The organism is Serratia sp. 2880STDY5682894 (genome assembly GCF_001537385.1).
GTDB classification, from domain to species: Bacteria; Pseudomonadota; Gammaproteobacteria; order Enterobacterales; family Enterobacteriaceae; genus Serratia; species Serratia nevei.
On the sequence record NZ_FCJA01000008.1, the window covers coordinates 249,160 to 269,740 of the forward strand.

General features: G+C 58.1%; 20 protein-coding genes and 1 pseudogene. 6 read left to right on the forward strand and 15 right to left on the reverse strand.

Annotated elements, in window-relative coordinates; all coding sequences use genetic code 11:
• Positions 1-27 precede the first annotated feature (27 nt).
• Positions 28-921, reverse strand: a complete 894-nt coding sequence (locus tag AWX27_RS18735) for a hypothetical protein (protein WP_060424366.1) — start codon at positions 919-921, stop codon at positions 28-30.
• 193 nt (positions 922-1,114) lie between these two features.
• Between AWX27_RS18735 and AWX27_RS25155 the strand changes: the two are divergent.
• The 4 genes and pseudogenes from AWX27_RS25155 (at position 1,115) to AWX27_RS18750 (ending at position 4,048) form a co-directional block, all read left to right on the forward strand.
• A pseudogene (locus AWX27_RS25155) lies at positions 1,115-1,216 on the forward strand.
• A gap of 248 nt (positions 1,217-1,464) precedes the next feature.
• Positions 1,465-2,190: a 4'-phosphopantetheinyl transferase family protein gene (locus tag AWX27_RS18740; protein WP_038876020.1), complete on the forward strand. Its 726-nt coding sequence runs from the start codon at positions 1,465-1,467 to the stop codon at positions 2,188-2,190.
• A gap of 161 nt (positions 2,191-2,351) precedes the next feature.
• On the forward strand, positions 2,352-2,918 hold the full coding sequence (locus tag AWX27_RS18745; protein ID WP_025304752.1) for an NADPH-dependent FMN reductase: 567 nt from the start codon (positions 2,352-2,354) through the stop codon (positions 2,916-2,918).
• A gap of 77 nt (positions 2,919-2,995) precedes the next feature.
• The gene (locus tag AWX27_RS18750) at positions 2,996-4,048 is read left to right on the forward strand and encodes an alpha/beta hydrolase (protein ID WP_038876022.1); all 1,053 of its coding nucleotides are present in this window, start codon (positions 2,996-2,998) and stop codon (positions 4,046-4,048) included.
• Between the two features lie 35 nt (positions 4,049-4,083).
• Here AWX27_RS18750 and AWX27_RS18755 read toward each other — a convergent pair whose 3' ends face one another.
• Complete coding sequence (locus AWX27_RS18755) at positions 4,084-5,421, reverse strand: NCS2 family permease (protein ID WP_028128066.1); 1,338 nt, start codon at positions 5,419-5,421, stop codon at positions 4,084-4,086.
• 235 nt (positions 5,422-5,656) lie between these two features.
• Between AWX27_RS18755 and AWX27_RS18760 the strand changes: the two genes are divergently transcribed.
• Positions 5,657-6,061, forward strand: coding sequence for an NUDIX hydrolase (locus AWX27_RS18760; protein ID WP_060424368.1), 405 nt, complete (start codon positions 5,657-5,659; stop codon positions 6,059-6,061).
• A 46-nt stretch (positions 6,062-6,107) separates the two neighbouring features.
• Positions 6,108-6,776: a 6-phosphogluconate phosphatase gene (yieH, locus tag AWX27_RS18765; protein ID WP_060424370.1), complete on the forward strand. Its 669-nt coding sequence runs from the start codon at positions 6,108-6,110 to the stop codon at positions 6,774-6,776.
• Here the strand turns inward: yieH and AWX27_RS18770 are convergent.
• The 13 genes from AWX27_RS18770 to atpG all read right to left on the reverse strand — a co-directional run bounded on the left by AWX27_RS18770 (position 6,773) and on the right by atpG (position 20,570).
• On the reverse strand, positions 6,773-7,513 hold the full coding sequence (locus AWX27_RS18770) for an amino acid ABC transporter permease (protein ID WP_060424373.1): 741 nt from the start codon (positions 7,511-7,513) through the stop codon (positions 6,773-6,775). The genes yieH and AWX27_RS18770 overlap by 4 nt on opposite strands.
• A gap of 1 nt (position 7,514) precedes the next feature.
• A complete protein-coding gene (locus AWX27_RS18775) occupies positions 7,515-8,228 on the reverse strand; it encodes an amino acid ABC transporter permease (protein ID WP_025304748.1) in 714 nt (237 codons plus the stop codon).
• An 81-nt stretch (positions 8,229-8,309) separates the two neighbouring features.
• On the reverse strand, positions 8,310-9,149 hold the full coding sequence (locus AWX27_RS18780; protein WP_019455482.1) for an ABC transporter substrate-binding protein: 840 nt from the start codon (positions 9,147-9,149) through the stop codon (positions 8,310-8,312).
• 168 nt (positions 9,150-9,317) lie between these two features.
• Entirely contained in the window at positions 9,318-10,052 is a 735-nt protein-coding gene (gene phoU, locus AWX27_RS18785; protein ID WP_016929613.1) for a phosphate signaling complex protein PhoU, read from the reverse strand.
• A gap of 11 nt (positions 10,053-10,063) precedes the next feature.
• Positions 10,064-10,834: a phosphate ABC transporter ATP-binding protein PstB gene (gene pstB / locus AWX27_RS18790; RefSeq protein WP_016929614.1), complete on the reverse strand. Its 771-nt coding sequence runs from the start codon at positions 10,832-10,834 to the stop codon at positions 10,064-10,066.
• A gap of 54 nt (positions 10,835-10,888) precedes the next feature.
• Positions 10,889-11,779: a phosphate ABC transporter permease PstA gene (pstA, locus tag AWX27_RS18795; RefSeq protein ID WP_019455481.1), complete on the reverse strand. Its 891-nt coding sequence runs from the start codon at positions 11,777-11,779 to the stop codon at positions 10,889-10,891.
• Position 11,780: 1 nt separating this feature from the next.
• Entirely contained in the window at positions 11,781-12,737 is a 957-nt protein-coding gene (gene pstC / locus AWX27_RS18800) for a phosphate ABC transporter permease PstC (RefSeq protein ID WP_004933822.1), read from the reverse strand.
• Positions 12,738-12,828: 91 nt separating this feature from the next.
• Positions 12,829-13,869 (reverse strand): phosphate ABC transporter substrate-binding protein PstS, encoded by a 1,041-nt coding sequence (gene pstS / locus AWX27_RS18805; protein WP_060424375.1) that lies wholly within the window; start codon positions 13,867-13,869, stop codon positions 12,829-12,831.
• Positions 13,870-14,205: 336 nt separating this feature from the next.
• Complete coding sequence (glmS, locus tag AWX27_RS18810; RefSeq protein ID WP_060424377.1) at positions 14,206-16,035, reverse strand: glutamine--fructose-6-phosphate transaminase (isomerizing); 1,830 nt, start codon at positions 16,033-16,035, stop codon at positions 14,206-14,208.
• A 152-nt stretch (positions 16,036-16,187) separates the two neighbouring features.
• Complete coding sequence (gene glmU / locus AWX27_RS18815; RefSeq protein ID WP_038876038.1) at positions 16,188-17,561, reverse strand: bifunctional UDP-N-acetylglucosamine diphosphorylase/glucosamine-1-phosphate N-acetyltransferase GlmU; 1,374 nt, start codon at positions 17,559-17,561, stop codon at positions 16,188-16,190.
• 290 nt (positions 17,562-17,851) lie between these two features.
• Entirely contained in the window at positions 17,852-18,271 is a 420-nt protein-coding gene (locus AWX27_RS18820; RefSeq protein WP_004933814.1) for a F0F1 ATP synthase subunit epsilon, read from the reverse strand.
• 20 nt (positions 18,272-18,291) lie between these two features.
• A complete protein-coding gene (atpD, locus tag AWX27_RS18825; protein ID WP_004933813.1) occupies positions 18,292-19,674 on the reverse strand; it encodes a F0F1 ATP synthase subunit beta in 1,383 nt (460 codons plus the stop codon).
• Between the two features lie 32 nt (positions 19,675-19,706).
• Positions 19,707-20,570, reverse strand: a complete 864-nt coding sequence (gene atpG, locus AWX27_RS18830) for a F0F1 ATP synthase subunit gamma (RefSeq protein ID WP_004933811.1) — start codon at positions 20,568-20,570, stop codon at positions 19,707-19,709.
• Positions 20,571-20,581: the final 11 nt, after the last annotated feature.

Consider the following 20,581-nt stretch of genomic DNA (forward strand, 5'->3'; position numbering starts at 1 on the left):
ACGCATAGCCAACTGGCAAAAAAAATGTCATTCGAAACAGGATCTGCCGAAGAAGACCAGTAAGGAAGGCAAGGAGAAGTTATCGTAAAAAGTCGCGGCTGCACGATAGCCGTTAAGCACGTTAACGCGCGAACACAGCGGAAAAACGCCAATATGCGACGTGTAATTATCGAAGACTTTATTGGAGGAAATGCGATACCGAATGGCCCTGAACGTCGCGGCATTTCCCGCCGCGCAGGTCGGTTTATTTTCCTTGATGATATCGAACCTATGCTCTCCCACCGTCATCTTCACATTGCCGTCTTGGCGCTGAAAATACGCCTCTTTATCCATACGGTTCTTAATATGGCGTTTAAAGCGATCCGCCATGTTTTTTTCACTGACATAAAATGTATTTATATCAATACCATGTCTTTGATTCGACGCCAGAATGTAGTCATTTATTTTTTCCGGAATAATATACGGCGATGTCGCTATCTTCCTGAATTCGTTAGCGCCGTCTATCTCGCTGCCATCGCTTTTTTCCATATAGAAATCATTTATTTCCATCAAGAAGTCAGGCTGAACATTGAGTTGTCGAATGGATTCGGCTATGTAGTCAATGCAGAATTGCGCTGATTTTTCCACTTCACTGCTGACAGAAAAACGATCGTCCAAATTAACCACGGTATGCCCACCGGAAATCAGCACCTTATCCGTCAAAAAAGGCGATGCCAGCGCGATGAGCTCTTCGACGTTGTTATTTGAAACCTCATTATTGACCACCTCAATGATTCCATTCTGATCGGCTTTGTAGACGATAAAACGATCTTCACCCTTCCAACCTTTTTTGCAGTTGCATTTATATTCTTTAAAAACAACACGTTCAGCTGTCTTATAAAATTCGGCGCTTTGCAGCGGCATTAACTCGAGATCTGGCATGCCCTTCTTCCCTATTCGTAGCCAATGACGCCAATTTTTTATAACAATAGCTAATGTAAATTTAGTGATCTGACTCTGATAATTAACAATCACCCACATAAATCATGGTTTTTTTGGCCTTTGTCACACTTCCAAGTTTAGGTTATTTTAACCATTTTTATTTTGTGGTTTTATGTGTCCAACAAACGGATGCGGAGAGGTGGGCGAGTGGTTTAAGCCAGATTTAAGAAACTAACCGTTTCTTAAATCCACACGAGTCATCGTGTCGTAGGTTCGAATCCTGCTCTCTCCGCCAACTTTTTCTTATCTGATAGTTATTTTTATAGATTCATTAGACGCCGTCGATTCGAACGTGGTTGGTTTCGGTACTGATTAATTTTATGCGCTTATTCAGATCCGCACGCTCTTCTCCCTCCCCCGCCTATATAGCGCAAAAGCCAACAAATCGGATAAAACGCATAGTGTTTTTTGATGATAAATCCTCAACTTAGTCTTAATCTAACACCCCTGCGTTCTTAGCGACCCTCTGTCATGGAGTGAACAATGGCGTGTCATTTTGCCCGCTGGACCCCGGCCTCCGCTGTCCTGGATACCCAAAGACTCTCCGACGAAGTGATAGCCGCCACCCGCACCTTTTCCGTTAAACGCCGCACGCGCTTTCTGCAAGGGCGCATTCTGCTCGCCGAAATGATGTTCTATCTGTACGGCCTGCCGACGCTGCCCCCCATCGCCACTACGCCGACCGGCCGCCCCTGTTTCGCCGATCATCAGCTGCCCGACTTTAGCCTCGCTTACGCCAGCAACACCGTGGGCGTGCTGCTCAGCGACGAGGGCAAAGTCGGACTGGATATCGAAGTGATGCGCGCGCGCGGCACCCGGCAAAGCGCGCTGCAACACGCGCATCAGACGCCGGCAGAAAGTGCCTGGATCGGCGCGCAGGACGATCGGCTGGAGGCAGAGACTCAGCTGTGGAGCATCCGGCAAAGCGTGCTGAAAATTTCCGGCCTCGGCAACAGCGGCCAGGCTACGCTGCGTCTGCATCCCTTCTCCGGCCACCTGCGCTCCAGCGCCACGCCGGACGTTCAGGTGATGAGCGACGCCGACGAATACCTGAGCTGGGCCTGCGCCGGCAGCCCCGGCCTGGACCGCCTGCTGTGCTGGCGCTACGAAGAGCGCCGCGGCCTGCACAAAGACGGGGAAATCTCGCCGCGCAGCCCGGCGGCATCCTCGCGCTTCGTTAAACTGACGGGCCTGAAGACGCCCGGTTAACGCAGCGCAAAGCGGATAACGCTGTCTTTACCGCACAAGTTGCTGGATTAAATTGTAAAGACAGCTAAATGTTGAGCAATCGCCTATTCTCGACCCGCGCTTTAGCCTACTATTCGCCCATGTTGTACGCTGAATCTGCTCATTCGAAAGGGAGAATCACCATGTCAGACCAAGCCTTGAAAATCGTCACTCTGCTCGGCAGCCTGCGCAAAGGCTCCTACAACGCCATGGTGGCCCGCGCCCTGCCTGGGCTGGCCCCACAGGGCGTCACCATTGAAGCGCTGCCTTCCATCCGCGATATCCCGCTGTACGACGCCGACATGCAACAGGGTGAAGGCTTCCCTGCCGCTGTCGAGGCGATCGCCGAACAGATCCGCCAGGCCGACGGCGTGATCATCGTCACCCCTGAATATAACTATTCCGTGCCCGGCGGGTTGAAGAACGCCATCGACTGGCTGTCTCGCTTGCCGAATCAGCCGCTGGCCGGCAAGCCGGTCGCCATTCAAACCAGCTCGATGGGGCCGATCGGCGGCGCGCGCTGCCAATATCATCTGCGCCAGATCCTGGTGTTCCTCGATGCGATGGTAATGAACAAGCCTGAGTTTATGGGCGGTGTGATCCAGAGCAAGGTCGATGAACAGGCCGGTGAACTGAGCGATCAGGGAACGCTGGATTTCCTGACCGGCCAGCTGTCCGCGTTCAGCGATTTTATTCGCCGCGTGGAGTGACCGTCTCGCGGCGCCCGCGGGGCGCCGCAACAGGACATGAAGTCCGTCAATTCATTGAAAATTAAAGCCATAGCATCATGTATTTTTTCATTTTAGCGTTATTTTTTGTTTCCATCACCAGTCCCGCTTTCGCCGCAGACATGCGTTATCCCGCCGGTGAAGAGCCGCTGGAGCTGCCGGCACACAGCGCGCTCAACGCCCAGCTGTCGCGATCCGCGCAAAACCAGGAAGACAAAAAGCTGGGCGCCATGTCGCTGTACCTGACGCTGATGCGCGAAGACGGCCGCAACGTCTGGGCGCCCTACCAGCTGGCGGTATCGTCGGCGGAGAAAGGCCAAACCGAGCTGGCGGAGCGCTACCTGCAGCTGAGCGCCGACCGCGGCCTGTGGTACTACTACAACCTGCTGGAGGACGACGCCTTCAACAGCATCCAGCACTCCGCCACCTACCAATCGATCCTGGCCGCCACCAAAGCGCGCTATCTGCAGCACGCCCGTCACTATGAAGGCAAGGCCAGCTACGCGATGCCGGACGGCGAAGCGCCGCCCGAAGGCTGGCCAACGGTGATCTTCCTGCATACCTACGGCAAAGCCGCCGCCATCAGCCCCGAAGAACGGCTGCTGTTCGGCGAAATGGGCGTGGCGTACATCGAGATCAACGGCACGCAGATGCTGTCGGAAAACAGCTTCCGCTGGTCGAATTACAGCGACGAGAGCACCCACACCGCCATTCAGCGTACGCTGCAACAGCTGGCTCCCCAGCTAAAGCTGAATACCCAACGGATTTACCTCAGCGCCCGCGGCCAGGGCGCACTGCACGCCGCCAACCTGATCGCGAAGTACCCGCAGTTTTACGCCGGTGCACTCCTGATCGCCCCCAACGGGGAGATCAAGCCGGCCCAGCAGTCGCTGGCGGCGCAAAAGAAAATCGTGATGGCGTATTACGATCGGCAGAACTTCAGCGAGCAGGCGCTGGCATTGCACTTCGCCAATCTGTTCGGGGAGGATAATCAGGTGCAGACGCTGCACTTCGCCCAAGGAGAGGATGCCGCCGGCAGTTGGCAGGCGCGCTTCAGGCGGCCGTTGCAGTGGGTGTTGGATCGGGCGCCGGATGCGACGCCGGGCGTCTAGGGGTTCAGGGCCGGCAGGCGCCGGCCCTTTGGCGGTCAATGGCCGTCGACGAAGACGATCTTCAGCACGAACAGCAGCGCCACCACCACCACACACGGGCTGATTTCACGCCAGCGGCCGGTGCCGAGCTTCATCACGCAGTAGGAGATAAAGCCGAGCGCGATACCTTCGGTGATCGAGAAGCTGAACGGCATCATCACCGCGGTAACAAACGCCGGTACCGCTTCGGTCAGATCGTCCCACTTCACCCGCGCCAGGCTGGAGGTCATCAGCACGCCGACGTAGATCAGCGCGCCGGCGGCGGCGTAAGCCGGCACCATGCCCGCCAGCGGCGACAGGAAGATCACCAGCAGGAACAGCAGGCCGGTGACCACCGCCGTCAAACCGGTGCGGCCGCCGACGGCGACGCCGGAAGAGCTTTCGATGTAAGCGGTCACGGAAGAAGTGCCCGCCAGCGAACCGGCCACCGAGCTGATGCTGTCGACGTACAGCGCCTGCTTCATGCGCGGGAACTTGCCCTGGCTGTCGGTCAGGCCGGCTTTATCGGTAACGCCGATCAGGGTGCCCGAAGAGTCGAACAGGTTCACCAGCATAAACGAGAAAATAACCCCGGCCAGCCCGATGTTCAGCGCGCCGGCCACGTCGACCTGGCCCACCACCGAGGTGATGCTCGGCGGCAGGGAGAACAGGCCGCCGTATTTCACGTCGCCCAGCATCCAGCCGATAAGGGTGGTGACCACGATCGACACCAGCACCGCCGCGTGGAAGTTACGCGAAGAGAGCACGGCGATGATGAAGAAGCCGAGCGCGCCCAGCAGCACGTTGTGCGAGGTCAGGCTGCCGATGGTCACCAGCGTGTCCGGGTTGGCCACTACGATGCCGGCGTTTTTCAGCCCCATCATGCCGATGAACAGACCGATGCCACTGGTGATGCCGACCCGCAGGCTGACCGGAATGTTGGCGATCATCCAGTAGCGGATGCGGAAAATGGTCAGCAGCAGCAGGCCGACCGCTCCCCAGAAGATGGCGCCCATGCCCACCTGCCAGGAGATGCCCATCGCCCCGACCACCACGAAGGCGAAGAAGGCGTTCAGGCCCATCGCCGGCGCCAGCGCCACCGGCAGGTTCGCCAGCAGGCCCATAAAGATGCTGCCGAAGGCGGCGATCAAACAGGTAGTGACAAATACCGCCTGGGTATCCATGCCCGCCGCGCCCAAAATTTGAGGGTTAACGAACACGATATACACCATGGTGAGGAAGGTGGTGATACCGGCAATCGTTTCCGTACGCGCCGTCGTGCCATGTTGCTTGAGTTTAAACACGCGCCCAAGCAAGCCTTGCTCAGCGTCAAGGCCAGATACTGGTTTGGTCATTATCAGAATTCCGAAAATGGGAATGGACAGTCGCCGGCTATCCTATAACAAAAAGTGGGGCTTTTGACGCCGGTCACAGGTTTTTTTCGCCGTCTTTACGGCTAAACGCGTCAACGGCTTGTATTTACAGGCTTTCATTCCCCGTTCCCGCCCGCTGCGTTGCCGTTTGCCGGCACGGCCGATAAAATGGCCTATCGCATCTCTTACCCTACCCGCTAAAAAAACAGGAATCCGCATGTCTTCGACCTTTATCGATAAGCTCGCGTTAATTACGCTGAAAGATGACAAAGTGGCGCTGGTGCGTTCACACAATAAGACGCTGTTTTATGTCCCAGGCGGAAAACGCGAAGCAGGTGAAACCGACGAACAGGCGCTGTGCCGCGAAATCGACGAAGAGCTGACCGTTGCGCTGCTGCCGAGCTCCATCGCGTTTTACGGCGAGTTCACCGGCCCGGCGGACGGCAAGCAGGACGGCACCCAGGTGCGCATTCGCTGCTATCAGGCCGACTTTACCGGGCAGCTGCAGCCGGCCGCCGAAATCGCCGAACTCAGGTGGTGCGACAGCCGCGATTTACCGCACTGCTCACACGTCGCCGCGCTGATTTTGCACGATCTTAAGGCGCGTAACCTGATCAAGTGATCGCTGAGCGGCCTCAGCGGCGTTAACCCGAAGGAACCTGTCCCGCATGAATCAGATTGACTGCATTTTGTTCGACTGCGACGGCACGCTGGTGGACAGCGAAGTGCTGTGCAGCAAAGCCTATGTGCACATGTTCGCCCGCTACGGCATTCACCTGTCGCTGGAAGAGGTGTTCAAGAAATACAAAGGGGTGAAGCTGTACGAGATCATAGATCGGGTCAACGCCGAGCAGGGCACTAACCTGGCAAAAGAGGCGCTGGAACCGCTGTATCGGCAGGAGGTGGCGCGGCTGTTCGACAGCGAATTACAGCAGATTGCCGGCGCCCGCGAGCTGCTGGCGCAGGTGACGGTGCCTGTCTGCACCGTCTCCAACGGGCCGGTCAGCAAGATGCAGCACTCGCTCGGCCTGACCGGCATGCTGCCTTATTTTGATGACCGGTTGTTCAGCGGCTATGACATTCAGCGCTGGAAGCCGGATCCGGCGATCGTGTTTCACGCCGCCGAACGGATGCAGGTGCCGGTGGCGCGCTGCATCCTGGTGGACGACTCGCCCGCCGGCGCCCAGGCCGGCATCAACGCCGGCATTCCGGTCTTTTACTTCTGCGCCGATCCGCATAACCCGCCGATCGACCACCCGCTGGTGACGACGTTCGACGACCTGGCCCAGTTGCCCGCGCTGTGGCGCGAACGCGGCTGGCGACTGACGGCCGATTAACTGGCCGGCAACGGCGGCTTGTTGCGCCACCAGCGCCAGGACCGCTTCAGCGCGCGGGTTTGCGCGCCGAAGCGGCGGTTAATCGCGTTGGCCAGCAGATCGAGCGCCAGGCAGAACACGAAATAGACCAGCGCCACGAACAGGAACACTTCCATCGGGTAGACCATGCTGCGGTTGTTGACCTGGGTCGCCAGAAAGGTCAGTTCGCCAACGCCGACGATATAAGCCAGCGAGGTGTCTTTGATCAGGGAGATCCACTGGTTAATGAACGACGGCACCATCATGCGCAGCGCCTGCGGCAGCACGATCATGCGCAGCGTCTGCCAACGGGTCAGCCCCAGAGAAAGCCCGGCCTGCCACTGGCCGGGGCCGATCGCGGCGATGCCGGCCTTCACCGCATGGGCCAAATAGGCCGAAGCGATCAGCGCCAGCGCGCACACCACGGTAGTGATTTCCGGGATCTCGACGCCAAACACCATCGGCAGCAGGAAATAGGTCCAGAAGATCAGCATGATGACCGGAATGGCGCGGAAAAAGCCCAGCACCGCCGCCAGCAATCCGGCAGCGACGCCGCGCGACATCGCCAGCGCCACGCCGAATAACGTGCCGAGCACCGCCGAAGCCACGCCGGCCATCAGGCTGATCGCCAACGTCAGCGCCGCGCCGCCCAGCGGTCCGTCCGGCCAGGTGCCCCACAGCAGGTAGCCCAGGTTATCGTGAATTACGCTGAAATCCATCTCAATGCCCTCCCAGCGGTTTACGCTGTTGGCGCCACATGCCCCAGCCTTCCAGCAGCGCGATGATGGCGATATACAGCACCGTCGCCACGCCGAACGCCTGGAAGGTGCGCAACGTTTCGGTTTCGACCTGACGCGAGGCGTAAGAGAGTTCGGCAACGCCGATCGCCATGGTCAGCGACGAGTTCTTGATCACGTTCATGTATTGCCCGAGCAACGGCGGCAGCGCGATTTTCAGCGCCTGCGGCAACACCACGTAGCGCATCGCCTGCCAGCCGGTCAGCCCCAGCGCCTGGGCGGCATATTTCTGCCCGCCGGCGACGCCGCGAATACCGGAACGGATCTCTTCGGCGATAAAGGCGGTGGAGTAGAGCGTCAGGCCGAAGAAACCGGCGAGAAACTCGAACGACGGCCACTCCAGCGGGCCGACCTGATGCGAGCTGTTCAGCCACTGCATGGCGGCGGACGGCAGGATCTGCCCGGCGGCGAAGTACCAGAAGAACAGCTGCACCAGCAGCGGCGTATTGCGAAACAGCGAGCTGTACCCCATCGCCAGCCAGCGCAACGGCCGCAGGCTGCTGTCGCGCATCGCCGCCAGCACAAAGCCCAGCAGCGTGGCCGCCAGGCCCGCGCAGGCGGAAAGCCACAGCGTCAGCAGAAAGCCGTGCCACAGCCAGCTCAGGTATTGCGGCGCCAGCAGCCAGTCCAGGTTCATGTTCAATCCTTGTCTTGCAGAATGCATCAGGGGCGCAGCAAGCTGCGCCCCTCCGTGCCGATCTCACCGCGAGCGGTTAAATCAGGCTTTCGGTTGCTGATCCAAAGGCGCGATTTTGAAATCACCGCGCGGTTGGGCGGATTGGGTTTCCGGCCCGAACCAGCGATCGTAAATCTTAACCGCTTCGCCGTCTTTTTCCAGCTTGATCAACGTCTCGTTCACCGCGGCGGTCAGGCGATCTTCGCCCTTGGGAATGCCGACGCCCTGGTACTCTTTGGTCAGGCTGAACGGCGAAATTTCAAACTCCGCCTTCTGCGCCGCCGGCAGGTTGCCAAGCAGGCCGACCAGCTTGGCGTCGTCCTGAGTGATCGCCTGCACGTTGCCGTTACGCAGCGCCACGAACGCCAGCGGAGTGTCATCGTAAGAGATCACCTTCGCCGTCGGGAAACGCTCGCGCAGGGTGATTTCCTGCACCGTGCCCTTGTCCGCGCCAATGCGCAGCTTCTTGATGTCTTCCGGGGTTTTCAGCACGCCTTTGCGGGCGATGAATTTCTGGCCGGTAGCGAAATATGGCACGCTGAAGTTCACTTCCTTGGCGCGCTCGTCGGTAATGGTGAAGTTGGCGGCGATCAGGTCAACCTTCTTCGACACCAGCAACGGAATGCGGTTGGCCGGGTTGGTGGCGCGCAGCTCCACTTTCACGCCCAGCGCTTTACCGATCGCATCGGCGACGTCCACATCGTAGCCCACCAGCTTCTTGCTCTGCGGGTCGATGTAGCCGAACGGCGGGTTGCTATCGAACACCGCGATACGCACCACGCCGGCTTGCTTGATATCGTCAAGTTTGTCCGCGTGCGCGGCGCCGGCGGCGAGGCCGGTCAGACTGGCTAACAACGTTAAGGCCAAAGCGCGATGTTTCATAGAAAGCTCCTAAGTGGTTGATGTCCTGCTGGCGGATAAGCTAGCAAGCGCCACATAGGTCAGGAAATAATATAAAAAGCTATATTTATAACCTTTTTATCTTTACGCGCTTAAGATGGAATAAAGGCGCGGGAAACCGCGCCTTTGAAGGATATTACCCGGAAAGGGTTAGTCGGCCTTTTCGTCTTTACCGCCCGGAGAGAGTAGCTTTTCCAGGGCATCACCACCCAAATGACGGAAGTCCTGCCCTTTGACGAAATAGAAGATAAATTCGCAGATGTTCTGGCAGCGGTCGCCGATGCGCTCGATAGAACGGGCGCAGAACAGCGCGGTCAGCACGCTGGGAATGGTGCGTGAGTCTTCCATCATGTAGGTCATCAGCTGACGCACGATGCCTTCATACTCCTGGTCGACCTTTTTATCTTCACGGTAGATACGGATCGCCTCGTCCAGATCCATGCGCGCAAACGCGTCCAGCACGTCGTGCAGCATCTGCACGGTGTGGCGCCCCAGCGATTCCAGACTGACCAGCAGCGGCTGGTGCTGGTGCGAGAACTTTTCCAGCGCGGTGCGGCAGATTTTGTCCGCCACGTCGCCAATGCGTTCCAGCTCGGAAATGGTTTTGATGATCGCCATCACCAGGCGCAGATCGCTGGCGGTCGGCTGACGCTTGGCGATGATGCGCACGCAGGCTTCGTCGATTGCCACTTCCATCATGTTGACCTTGGCGTCGCCTTCGATCACGCGCTTGGCCAGCTCGCCATCCTGATTGTGCATCGCGGTGATGGCGTCGGTCAGCTGCTGCTCCACCAGCCCGCCCATGGTCAGCACCTGGGTGCGGATATGCTCAAGCTCTGCGTTGAACTGGCCGGAAATGTGTTTATTTAAATTCAGGTTATCCATGATGCTTCCTATCAACCATAACGGCCAGTGATGTAGTCTTCAGTCTGCTTTTTCTGCGGCGCAGTGAACAGGTTATCAGTATCACTGAACTCGATCAGCTCGCCCAGATACATAAATGCGGTAGAGTCGGAGCAACGCGCCGCCTGCTGCATGTTGTGCGTCACGATCACCACGGTGTAGTCGGCCTTCAGCTCGCTGATCAGCTCTTCAATCTTGCCGGTGGAGATCGGATCCAGCGCCGAGCAAGGCTCATCCAGCAACAGCACTTCCGGACGAATGGCGATGCCGCGGGCGATGCACAGACGCTGCTGCTGGCCACCGGAGAGGCTGTAGCCGCTCTGGTGCAGCTTGTCCTTGGTTTCGTTCCACAGCGCCGCCTTGGTCAGCGCCCACTGCACGCGCTCGTCCATATCGGCGCGCGACAGCTTTTCAAACAGGCGAACGCCGAAGGCGATGTTGTCGTAAATCGACATCGGGAACGGCGTCGGCTTCTGGAACACCATGCCGACCTTGGCGCGCAGCAGCGCGATATCCGAGTTGTCGGTGAGGATGTTCTGGCCGTCCAGCAGGATGCCGCCTTCCGCACGCTGTTCCGGGTACAGCTGATACATCTTGTTGAAGGTGCGCAGCAGGGTGGATTTGCCGCAGCCGGACGGGCCGATAAACGCGGTGACCTTGTTCTTGGCGATATCCAGCGTGATGTTCTTCAGCGCATGGAATTTGCCGTAGTAGAAGTTCAGATCGCGTACCTGAATTTTGCTGCTGGAAGCGTCAGTAACCATACTCATCAAGACTTCTCTCTTTTCATCAGCGCCGCCAAAGCGGCGCTCAAAATTTTATGAATGCTTTTTCTTGGCGAAAATCACGCGCGCCAGGATATTCAGTAACAGTACGCACAGGGTGATCAACAGCACCCCGGCCCAGGCCAGCTGTTGCCATTCGGCGAACGGGCTCATGGCGAATTTGAAGATGGTCACCGGCAGGTTGGCGATCGGCTGCATCAGGTCGGTGCTCCAGAACTGGTTCGACAGCGAGGTGAACAGCAGCGGTGCGGTTTCCCCCGCGATGCGCGCAATCGCCAGCAGCACGCCGGTGATGATGCCGGACACCGACGCCTTCAGCGTGATGGCAGAAATCATGCGCCATTTCGGTGTACCCAGGGCATACGCGGCCTCGCGCAGCGTATCCGGTACCAGCTTCAGCATGTTTTCGGTGGTGCGAATGACGATCGGCACCTGCAGCAGCGCCAGCGCCACGATGCCGGCCCAGCCGGAGAAGTGTTCCATCTTCGCCACCACGATGGTGTAAACGAACAGGCCCACCACGATCGACGGTGCGGACAGCAGGATATCGTTGATAAAGCGGATCACTTCCGCCAGCCAGGATTTACGGCCGTATTCCGCCAGGTAGATGCCGGCCATGATGCCCAGCGGCGTACCGAAGATGGTCGCCCACAGGATCAACAGGCCGCTGCCGGCGATGGCGTTGGCCAAGCCGCCGCCCGCGGTATTCGGCGGCGGGGTCATTTCGGTGAACAGCGCCAGCGACATACCGTCGAAGCCTTTGGTGACGGTGGCGATCAGGATCCAGATCAACCAGAACAGCCCGAACGCCATGGTCGCCATCGACAGGAATAGCGCGAGGCGGTTTTTCTGCCGGCGCCAGGCCTGCATTTTGCGGCGGCTTTCCGCCAGAACGACTGCGTTTTGCATATCCATCGTCGCCATGTTAACGCCCCTCATTCTTGGCCAGACGCATGATCATCAGTTTCGACAGCGCCAGCACGATAAAGGTGATAACAAACAGAATCAGACCCAGCTCCATCAACGCGGCGGTGTGCACGCCGGACTCGGCTTCGGCGAATTCGTTGGCCAGCGCCGAGGTGATACTGTTGCCCGGCATGTACAGCGAAGCGCTGTCGAGCTGGTAGGTGTTACCGATGATAAAGGTCACCGCCATGGTTTCCCCCAGCGCGCGGCCCAGGCCCAACATCACGCCGCCGATGACGCCGTTTTTGGTGAACGGCAGCACGATGCGCCAGATGACTTCCCAGGTGGTGCAACCGATGCCGTAGGCCGACTCTTTCATCATCACCGGCGTCTGTTCGAACACGTCGCGCATGACCGCGGCGATGTAAGGAATGATCATGATCGCCAGGATCACCCCGGCGGCCAGAATGCCGATGCCGAAGGCCGGGCCGGAGAACAGCTCGCCGACGATCGGAATGCCCGACAGCACTTCGCCCACCGGCGTCTGGAAGTATTCGGCGAACAGCGGGGCGAACACGAACAGGCCCCACATGCCGTAGACGATGCTCGGGATGGCCGCCAGCAGCTCAATGGCGATGCCCAGCGGCCGCTTCAACCAGTTCGGCGCCAGTTCGGTCAGGAACAGCGCGATGCCGAAGCTCACCGGCACGGCGATGATCAGCGCGATAAGCGAGGTGACCACGGTACCGTAGATCGGCACCAACGCGCCGAACTGCTCCGCCGGCGCGTCCCACTCTTTGGTCCACAGGAAAGCGAAGCCGAATTTCTGCATGCTTGGCCAGGAGGCGAAGATCAGCGAAACGATAATGCCGCCCAGCAACAATAGGGTAATCAGCGCAGCCAGTCTCACCAGCGCGCTGAAAATGATGTCACCGTTTTTGCCCGGTGCTTTGATGGTCGGCTTGTACTCAGCCATAGATTACTCTCTGTTTGAACCCTGGCAGCCCCAACCGGGATCGGAGCCTGAAGAACTGTGTGGGGCGCGGCGAACCCGCGCCCCTGCGTTGTTAGTACAGCGCTTTACCTGAACTGTCTTTTACGTTGGTTTTCCAGGCCGCGCGCACCTGCTCAACCACTTCTTTCGGCAGGGTGGCGTAATCCAGCTCGTTCGCCTGCTTGGCGCCGGTTTTGTAAGCCCAGTCGAAGAACTTCAGCACTTCGGCACCCTGAGCAGGATTTTTCTGCTCTTTGTGCACCAGGATGAAGGTGGTGGAGGTGATTGGCCACACGTTGTCGCCTTTCTGGTCTGTCAGATCCTGAGCGAAGGTCTTGCTCCAATCCACGCCTTTGGCCGCGTTGCTGAAGCTCTCTTCAGTCGGGCTGACCGGTTTACCGTCGGCGGAAACCAGCTTGGTATAAGCCAGGTTGTTCTGCTTGGCGTAAGCGTATTCTACGTAGCCGATAGAGCCTGGCAGACGCTGAACGAAGGCGGCGATGCCGTCGTTGCCTTTGCCGCCCAGACCGGTCGGCCAGTTAACGGTAGAACCGGCGCCAATCTTTTCTTTCCACTGCGCGTTGGCCTTGGACAGGTAGCTGGTGAACACGAACGAGGTGCCGGAACCATCGGCGCGGCGTACCACGGCGATGTTCTGATCAGGCAGTTTCACGCCTGGGTTCAGCTTGGTGATAGCCGGGTCGTTCCATTTTTTGACGTTGCCCAGGTAGATATCGCCCAGGGTTTTACCGTCCAGAGTCAGTTCGCCGGATTTAATGCCCGGGATATTCACGGCCAGCACCACGCCGCCAATCACGGTCGGGAACTGGAACAGGCCGTCGGCCGCCAGCTTGTCGTCAGACAGCGGGGCGTCGGAGGCGCCAAAGTCAACGGTGTTGGCCACGATTTGCTTCACGCCGCCAGAGGAGCCGATGCCCTGATAGTTAACTTTGTTGCCGGTTTCTTTCTGATAAGAATCTGCCCACTTGGCGTAAACCGGAGCGGGGAATGTCGCACCTGCACCGGTCAGGCTGGCAGCAGCGAACGCGGACACGGCGGTCAGGGAGAAGGTCGCTGCCACAATACTGGCGACGGTGGTACGCATCAGTTTCATAATCCCTCCTAATGGGATATTTAAAATCGACTTCGAGTCGTTTTAATCAGAGTAAGTATTGCTGCAGGAGGGAAAATAGGACAGTTTGGTGACAGAAAAATGTACGCAATATGACAGTTATATTACAGTGCATTTGAGGGGTGATAATTTACATAAAAATCAATTAGTTAAATCAAAAACAGCGCAATTGCCAAGCAATAAAAAAACCGTTTGGCCACGCCCTATCCGCTTGAATATGACAACGTTTATCCCTGAATCGGCGCCGCTGTCATCTTTCGCGTTACTCATGAAAAAAGCCGGCACTAAGGCCGGCTTTTGCAGTTTACCTGCGGCAGATTACTCTACGGTGACAGACTTCGCCAGATTGCGCGGCTGGTCAACGTCGGTGCCTTTGATCAGCGCCACGTGGTAAGACAGCAGCTGCAACGGCACGGTGTAGAAGATCGGCGCCACGATTTCCTCGACGTGCGGCAGAGGAATGATGGTCATGCCTTCGCTGCTGACGAAGCCGGCGTCCTGATCGGCGAACACGTACAGCTGGCCGCCGCGCGCGCGCACTTCTTCAATGTTGGACTTCAGCTTTTCCAGCAGTTCGTTGTTCGGTGCCACCACAATCACCGGCATATCGGCGTCGATCAGCGCCAGCGGGCCGTGTTTCAGCTCGCCCGCCGCATAAGCTTCGGCATGAATATAGGAGATCTCTTTCAGCTTCAGCGCCCCTTCCATGGCGATCGGATACTGATCGCCGCGGCCGAGGAACAGCGCATGGTGCTTGTCAGAGAAGCCTTCCGCCAGCGCTTCGATCTCTTTATCCATCGACAGCATCTGCTCGATGCGCGCCGGCAGCGCCTGCAGGCCGTGCACGATCTCCTGCTCCACGCTTTCTGCCATGCCTTTCAGGCGGCCCAGGCGCGCCACCAGCATCAGCAGCACGGTGAGCTGCGTGGTGAAGGCCTTGGTCGAGGCTACGCCGATTTCCGTGCCGGCCTTGGTCATCAACGCCAGATCGGATTCGCGCACCAGCGAAGAGCCCGCAACGTTACAAACGGCCAGCGAACCGAGATAACCCAGCTCTTTGGACAGGCGCAGCGCCGCCAGGGTATCGGCGGTTTCGCCGGACTGCGACAGGGTGATGATCAGGCTGCCCGGACGCACCGCCGATTTGCGGTAACGGAATTCGGAGGCGATCTCGACGTCGCACGGCACGCCGGCCAGCGCTTCGAACCAGTAACGCGCCACCATACCGGAGTGATAAGAAGTGCCACAGGCGATAATCTGCACGTGCTGCACCTTGGCCAACAGCTCATCGGCGCGCGGGCCCAGCTCGCTCAGGTTGATTTGGCCATGGCTGAAACGCCCTTCCAGGGTGTTTTTCAGCGCCAGCGGCTGTTCGTAGATCTCTTTTTGCATGTAGTGACGGTAAGCGCCCTTGTCGCCGGCGTCATACTGCACCTGGGATTCGATCTCAGGGCGCTCGATGGCGTTGCCCTGCTTGTCGAAGATGTTGACGGTGCGGCGAGTCACTTCCACCACGTCGCCTTCTTCCAGGAAGATGAAGCGGCGGGTGACCGGCAGCAGCGCCAGCTGATCGGAAGCGATGAAGTTTTCCCCGACGCCGCGGCCGATAACCAACGGGCTGCCGGAGCGCGCCGCGACCAATACGCTCGGATCGCGGCTGTCCATCACCACGGTGCCGTAGGCGCCGCGCAGCTGTGGGATCACGCGCTGAACCACTTCCAGCAGCGTACCGCCTTGCAGTTGTTCCCAGTGCACCAGGTGCGCAATCACTTCGGTGTCGGTTTCGGAGCTGAAGCGATAACCGCGTTCGATCAACAGTTCGCGCAGCGGTTCGTGGTTTTCGATGATGCCGTTATGCACCACGGTAATGTAGTCGGAAACATGCGGGTGCGCGTTCGCCTCAGTAGGTTCACCGTGCGTTGCCCAACGGGTGTGAGCGATGCCGGTACCGCCGTGTAGATCGGTCTGCTCCGCTGCTTCGGCCAGTTTTTGCACCTTGCCTACGCGGCGCAGGCGGCTGACGTTGCCCTGCGCGTCGACCACCGCCAGACCGGCGGAGTCATAACCGCGGTACTCGAGACGGCGTAAACCTTCCAACAGGATTTCTGCGATATCACGTTGCGCTACTGCGCCTACAATTCCACACATCAGTTGTATTCCTAATGAACGCCCTTCATGGGCGCTTTCGATGCCTTGACCTGATTTTTGCCGGTTTTTACCGTGCGTCCCCCGAGCCTGTAGATGGTGGGGGTTATTATGTTTTGTATTGGGCTCGTGAACGGAGCCCAACGCAAAACACACTATGACTTCTTCTTCACCGGACGTTGCCAGCCCTGAATGTGCACCTGCTTGACGCGGCTCAGCACCAGTTCGTTCTCGGCGATATCGCGCGTCACCGTGGTGCCGGCGGCGATGGTGGAGCCTTTGCCGACCGACACCGGCGCCACCAGCTGAGTATCGGAACCGACGAATACGCCGTCGCCGATCACCGTCTTGTGCTTGTTGGCGCCATCGTAGTTGCAGGTGATGGTGCCGGCGCCGATATTCACGTCATCGCCGATTTCGGCATCGCCCAGATAGCTGAGGTGGCCGGCCTTGGAGCCTTTACCCAGACGCGCCTTTTTCATTTCCACGAAGTTGCCGACGTGAGCCCCTGCCGCCAGCTCCGCGCCTGGGCGCAGGCGGGCGAACGGCCCCACGGTGCAGTCAGCCTCCAGCACGCTGTCTTCCAGCACGCTGTAAGGGCTGATCTCGCAGTCATCGCCAATCACGCAGTTTTTCAGCACGCAGCCGGCGCCGATTTTCACCCGGTCGCCCAGCTTGACGTGACCTTCGATAATCACATTCGCATCAATAGTGATGTCGCGGCCATGAACAAGTTCCCCGCGCAGATCGAAACGCGCCGGATCCAGCAACATCACGCCGGCCAACAGCAGCTTTTCAGACTGTTCCGACTGGAAGACGCGCTCCAGGGTCGCCAGCTGCAGGCGGTTGTTCACGCCTTCCACTTCACTCAAACGCGACGGGTGCACGGTTTCGATTTTCTTGCCGTCGGCATGGGCCAACGCAATGATATCGGTGATGTAGAACTCACCCTGCGCGTTGTCGTTATTCAACATCCCCAGCCAGCGCTTCAGATCGCGCCCGTTCGCCACCAGGATGCCGGTATTGATCTCGTTAATCTGGCGCTGCGCCTCGCTGGCATCCTTGTGTTCGACGATGCCCACCACGTTGCCCTGCTCGCGCACGATGCGGCCGTAACCGCTCGGATCGTCCAGCTTGACCGTCAGCAGCCCGATACCGCCCTGCGGCTTGGCCGCCAGCAGGCGTTGCAGCGTATCCACGGAGATCAACGGCACGTCACCGTACAGCATCAGCACGTCTTCATCGTCGGCAAAGTGCGGCGCGGCCTGCTGCATCGCATGGCCGGTACCCAGTTGCTCGGCCTGCAGCACCCAGTTCAGCGCGCCGTCAGTCAACGTACTCTTCAGCAGATCGCCGCCGTGGCCGTATACCAGGTGGACATGTTGCGCGCCCAGTTTCATCGCGGCATCAATGACGTGTTGCACCATCGGCTTGCCGGCCAACGGATGTAAGACCTTGGGAAGATCGGAATACATGCGTGTTCCCTTGCCCGCGGCGAGGATAACCACGCTCATTGCGCTGTTCGACATAAGCAACCTGATAACTCCATTTTGATAGACGAAAGTAAAACCGTTTAGCGACGATATTACTACATATTTCTCTGCACGAACCCGGTGCAGACCGCGTGGGCCTTGGCCTGCCGCTATCGCGGCCAATTCGGCGTCGGGACGAAAAAACTGTCGGCGATCGGCGACGTTTATTTCCCGATATCAGGGGTTATACACCACACTGTCCGCCGGGCTGAAATGCTTATTTTAAAGTAAAAAAAAAGCGACCCTATAGGCCGCTTTCTTAAAGTTGGGTGCTTTGCACCCAAACATTACATCGCTTTTCTGGTGAGCTCGATAACGCGCAGTTTTGCGATCGCTTTCGCCAGTTCAGCGGATGCCTGAGCATAGTCGACATCGCCATGAGAGCTGCGAATGTGTTCTTCAGCTTTACGCTTAGCTTCCAACGCTCTCGCTTCGTCGAGGTCAGTACCACGGATAGCAGTGTCCGCCAGCACGGTAACCACGCTCGGCTGCACCTCGAGGATGCCGCCGGACAGGTAGATGAACTCTTCTTCACCGTGCTGTTTAACAATACGCACCATGCCAGGCTTGATGGCAGTCAGCAGCGGCGCATGGCCAGGGAAGATCCCCAGTTCACCTTCGCTGCCTGTCACCTGGATCTTCTGCACCAGGCCGGAAAACATCTGTTTTTCCGCGCTGACTACATCCAGATGGTAAGTCATAGCCATATCACCCTCCTCTCAAGGCGTTACAGTTTCTTGGCTTTTTCCACTGCTTCTTCAATGGTGCCAACCATGTAGAACGCCTGCTCCGGCAGGTGGTCATAGTCGCCGTCCATAATGCCTTTGAAACCACGGATGGTGTCTTTCAGCGATACGAACTTGCCCGGAGAACCGGTGAAGACTTCTGCCACGAAGAACGGCTGAGACAGGAAGCGTTGGATCTTACGCGCACGGGATACGACCAGTTTGTCTTCTTCAGACAGCTCGTCCATACCCAGGATCGCGATGATATCTTTCAGTTCCTGGTAGCGTTGCAGAATGGACTGCACGCCACGCGCTACGTCGTAGTGCTCCTGGCCAACAACCAGCGGATCCAGCTGACGGCTGGTGGAATCCAGCGGGTCAACGGCCGGGTAGATACCCAGAGAAGCGATGTTACGGCTCAGTACCACGGTTGCGTCCAAGTGCGCAAAGGTGGTGGCTGGTGACGGGTCAGTCAAGTCATCCGCAGGAACGTAAACGGCCTGTACGGAAGTGATGGAACCGGTCTTGGTCGAGGTGATACGTTCTTGCAGAACGCCCATCTCTTCCGCCAGCGTTGGCTGATAACCTACCGCGGATGGCATACGGCCCAGAAGTGCGGACACTTCGGTACCGGCCAGGGTGTAACGGTAGATGTTGTCAACGAACAGCAGAACGTCACGGCCTTCGTCACGGAATTTCTCCGCCATGGTCAGACCGGTCAGCGCAACGCGCAGACGGTTACCTGGTGGCTCGTTCATCTGGCCGTAAACCAGGGATACTTTGTCCAGAACGTTGGAGTCGGTCATTTCGTGGTAGAAGTCGTTACCCTCACGAGTACGCTCGCCCACGCCCGCAAACACAGAATAACCGGAGTGCTCGATCGCGATGTTACGGATCAGCTCCATCATGTTTACGGTTTTACCCACGCCCGCACCGCCGAACAGACCGACTTTACCGCCCTTGGCGAATGGACAAATCAGGTCCATTACCTTGATACCGGTTTCCAGCAGCTCCTGGGAGCTGGACAGCTCTTCGTAGCTTGGCGCCGCGCGGTGAATCGCCCAACGCTCTTCTTCGCCGATGTCGCCTTTCATGTCGATCGGTTGACCCAATACGTTCATGATACGGCCCAGGGTAGCTTTACCCACCGGCACTTCAATCGGGTGGTCCAGGTTGTTCACTTTCAGACCGCGACGCAGACCGTCGGAGGTCCCCATTGCGATACAGCGAACCACGCCACCGCCCAGCTGTTGCTGAACTTCCAACACCAGTTTTTCGGTGCCGTTTTCTACCTCAAGGGCATCGTACACTTTTGGTACGGCATCCTGAGGGAACTCGACGTCCACCACGGCGCCGATTACCTGGATAATCTTTCCAGTAGCCATCTTGAATCCTCTACGTAATTCGTAAACCTAGCTTAAACCGCGGAGGCTCCCGAAACGATCTCGGTGAGTTCCTGAGTGATGCTGGCCTGACGCGCCTTGTTGTATACCAACTGCAGCTCTTTGATCAGGCTACCGCCGTTATCGGTTGCGGCTTTCATCGCGACCATTCGTGCGGCCTGCTCGCTGGCCAGGTTTTCCACGACGCCCTGATAAACCTGCGACTCCACATAGCGGCGCAGCAAGGTATCAAGCAGCACTTTTGGATCGGGTTCATACAGGTAATCCCAAGGCGTTTTCTTCAGCTCTTCGTCATCGGCTGGCGGTAACGGCAGCAGCTGAAGCACCTGTGGCTCTTGGGACATCGTATTAACAAATTTGTTGCTGACAATGTACAGCTTGTCCAAACGACCTTCGTCGTAGGCCTGCAGCATCACTTTCACCGGCCCGATCAGATCCGACAGGGAAGGTTTGTCCCCCATGCCGGTCACCTGGGCAACCACGTTGCCGCCCACGGAACCAAAGAAAGAGGCCGCTTTAGAGCCAATCAGCGCCAAATCGGTTTCGACGCCTTTTTCGGACCAGGCTTTCATCTCCGCCAGCAGCTTTTTGAACAGGTTGATGTTCAAGCCGCCGCAGAGACCACGGTCAGTAGACACCACCAGATACCCGACGCGCTTAACGTCACGCTCATCCAGGTACGGGTGCTTGTACTCCAGATTCCCTAACGCAAGGTGACCAATCACTTTGCGCATGGTCTCTGCATAAGGACGGCTGGCCGCCATGCGATCCTGCGATTTACGCATTTTGGAGGCGGCGACCATTTCCATCGCTTTAGTGATCTTTTGCGTGTTTTGCACGCTAGCGATCTTACTACGTATCTCTTTTGCGCCGGCCATCTCTGCTTCTC

Coding starts and splice junctions, on each gene's coding strand:
- pstS (WP_060424375.1), bottom strand. CDS start 13,869: ATGAAACTGATGCGTACCACCGTCGCCAGTATTGTGGCAGCGACCTTC.
- glmU (WP_038876038.1), bottom strand. CDS start 17,561: ATGTCGAACAGCGCAATGAGCGTGGTTATCCTCGCCGCGGGCAAGGGA.
- glmS (WP_060424377.1), bottom strand. CDS start 16,035: ATGTGTGGAATTGTAGGCGCAGTAGCGCAACGTGATATCGCAGAAATC.
- AWX27_RS18745 (WP_025304752.1), top strand. CDS start 2,352: ATGTCAGACCAAGCCTTGAAAATCGTCACTCTGCTCGGCAGCCTGCGC.
- pstC (WP_004933822.1), bottom strand. CDS start 12,737: ATGGCTGAGTACAAGCCGACCATCAAAGCACCGGGCAAAAACGGTGAC.
- AWX27_RS18780 (WP_019455482.1), bottom strand. CDS start 9,149: ATGAAACATCGCGCTTTGGCCTTAACGTTGTTAGCCAGTCTGACCGGC.
- pstB (WP_016929614.1), bottom strand. CDS start 10,834: ATGGTTACTGACGCTTCCAGCAGCAAAATTCAGGTACGCGATCTGAAC.
- AWX27_RS18750 (WP_038876022.1), top strand. CDS start 2,996: ATGTATTTTTTCATTTTAGCGTTATTTTTTGTTTCCATCACCAGTCCC.
- pstA (WP_019455481.1), bottom strand. CDS start 11,779: ATGGCGACGATGGATATGCAAAACGCAGTCGTTCTGGCGGAAAGCCGC.
- phoU (WP_016929613.1), bottom strand. CDS start 10,052: ATGGATAACCTGAATTTAAATAAACACATTTCCGGCCAGTTCAACGCA.
- AWX27_RS18735 (WP_060424366.1), bottom strand. CDS start 921: ATGCCAGATCTCGAGTTAATGCCGCTGCAAAGCGCCGAATTTTATAAG.
- yieH (WP_060424370.1), top strand. CDS start 6,108: ATGAATCAGATTGACTGCATTTTGTTCGACTGCGACGGCACGCTGGTG.
- atpD (WP_004933813.1), bottom strand. CDS start 19,674: ATGGCTACTGGAAAGATTATCCAGGTAATCGGCGCCGTGGTGGACGTC.
- AWX27_RS18820 (WP_004933814.1), bottom strand. CDS start 18,271: ATGGCTATGACTTACCATCTGGATGTAGTCAGCGCGGAAAAACAGATG.
- AWX27_RS18740 (WP_038876020.1), top strand. CDS start 1,465: ATGGCGTGTCATTTTGCCCGCTGGACCCCGGCCTCCGCTGTCCTGGAT.
- AWX27_RS18760 (WP_060424368.1), top strand. CDS start 5,657: ATGTCTTCGACCTTTATCGATAAGCTCGCGTTAATTACGCTGAAAGAT.
- atpG (WP_004933811.1), bottom strand. CDS start 20,570: ATGGCCGGCGCAAAAGAGATACGTAGTAAGATCGCTAGCGTGCAAAAC.
- AWX27_RS18770 (WP_060424373.1), bottom strand. CDS start 7,513: ATGGATTTCAGCGTAATTCACGATAACCTGGGCTACCTGCTGTGGGGC.
- AWX27_RS18755 (WP_028128066.1), bottom strand. CDS start 5,421: ATGACCAAACCAGTATCTGGCCTTGACGCTGAGCAAGGCTTGCTTGGG.
- AWX27_RS18775 (WP_025304748.1), bottom strand. CDS start 8,228: ATGAACCTGGACTGGCTGCTGGCGCCGCAATACCTGAGCTGGCTGTGG.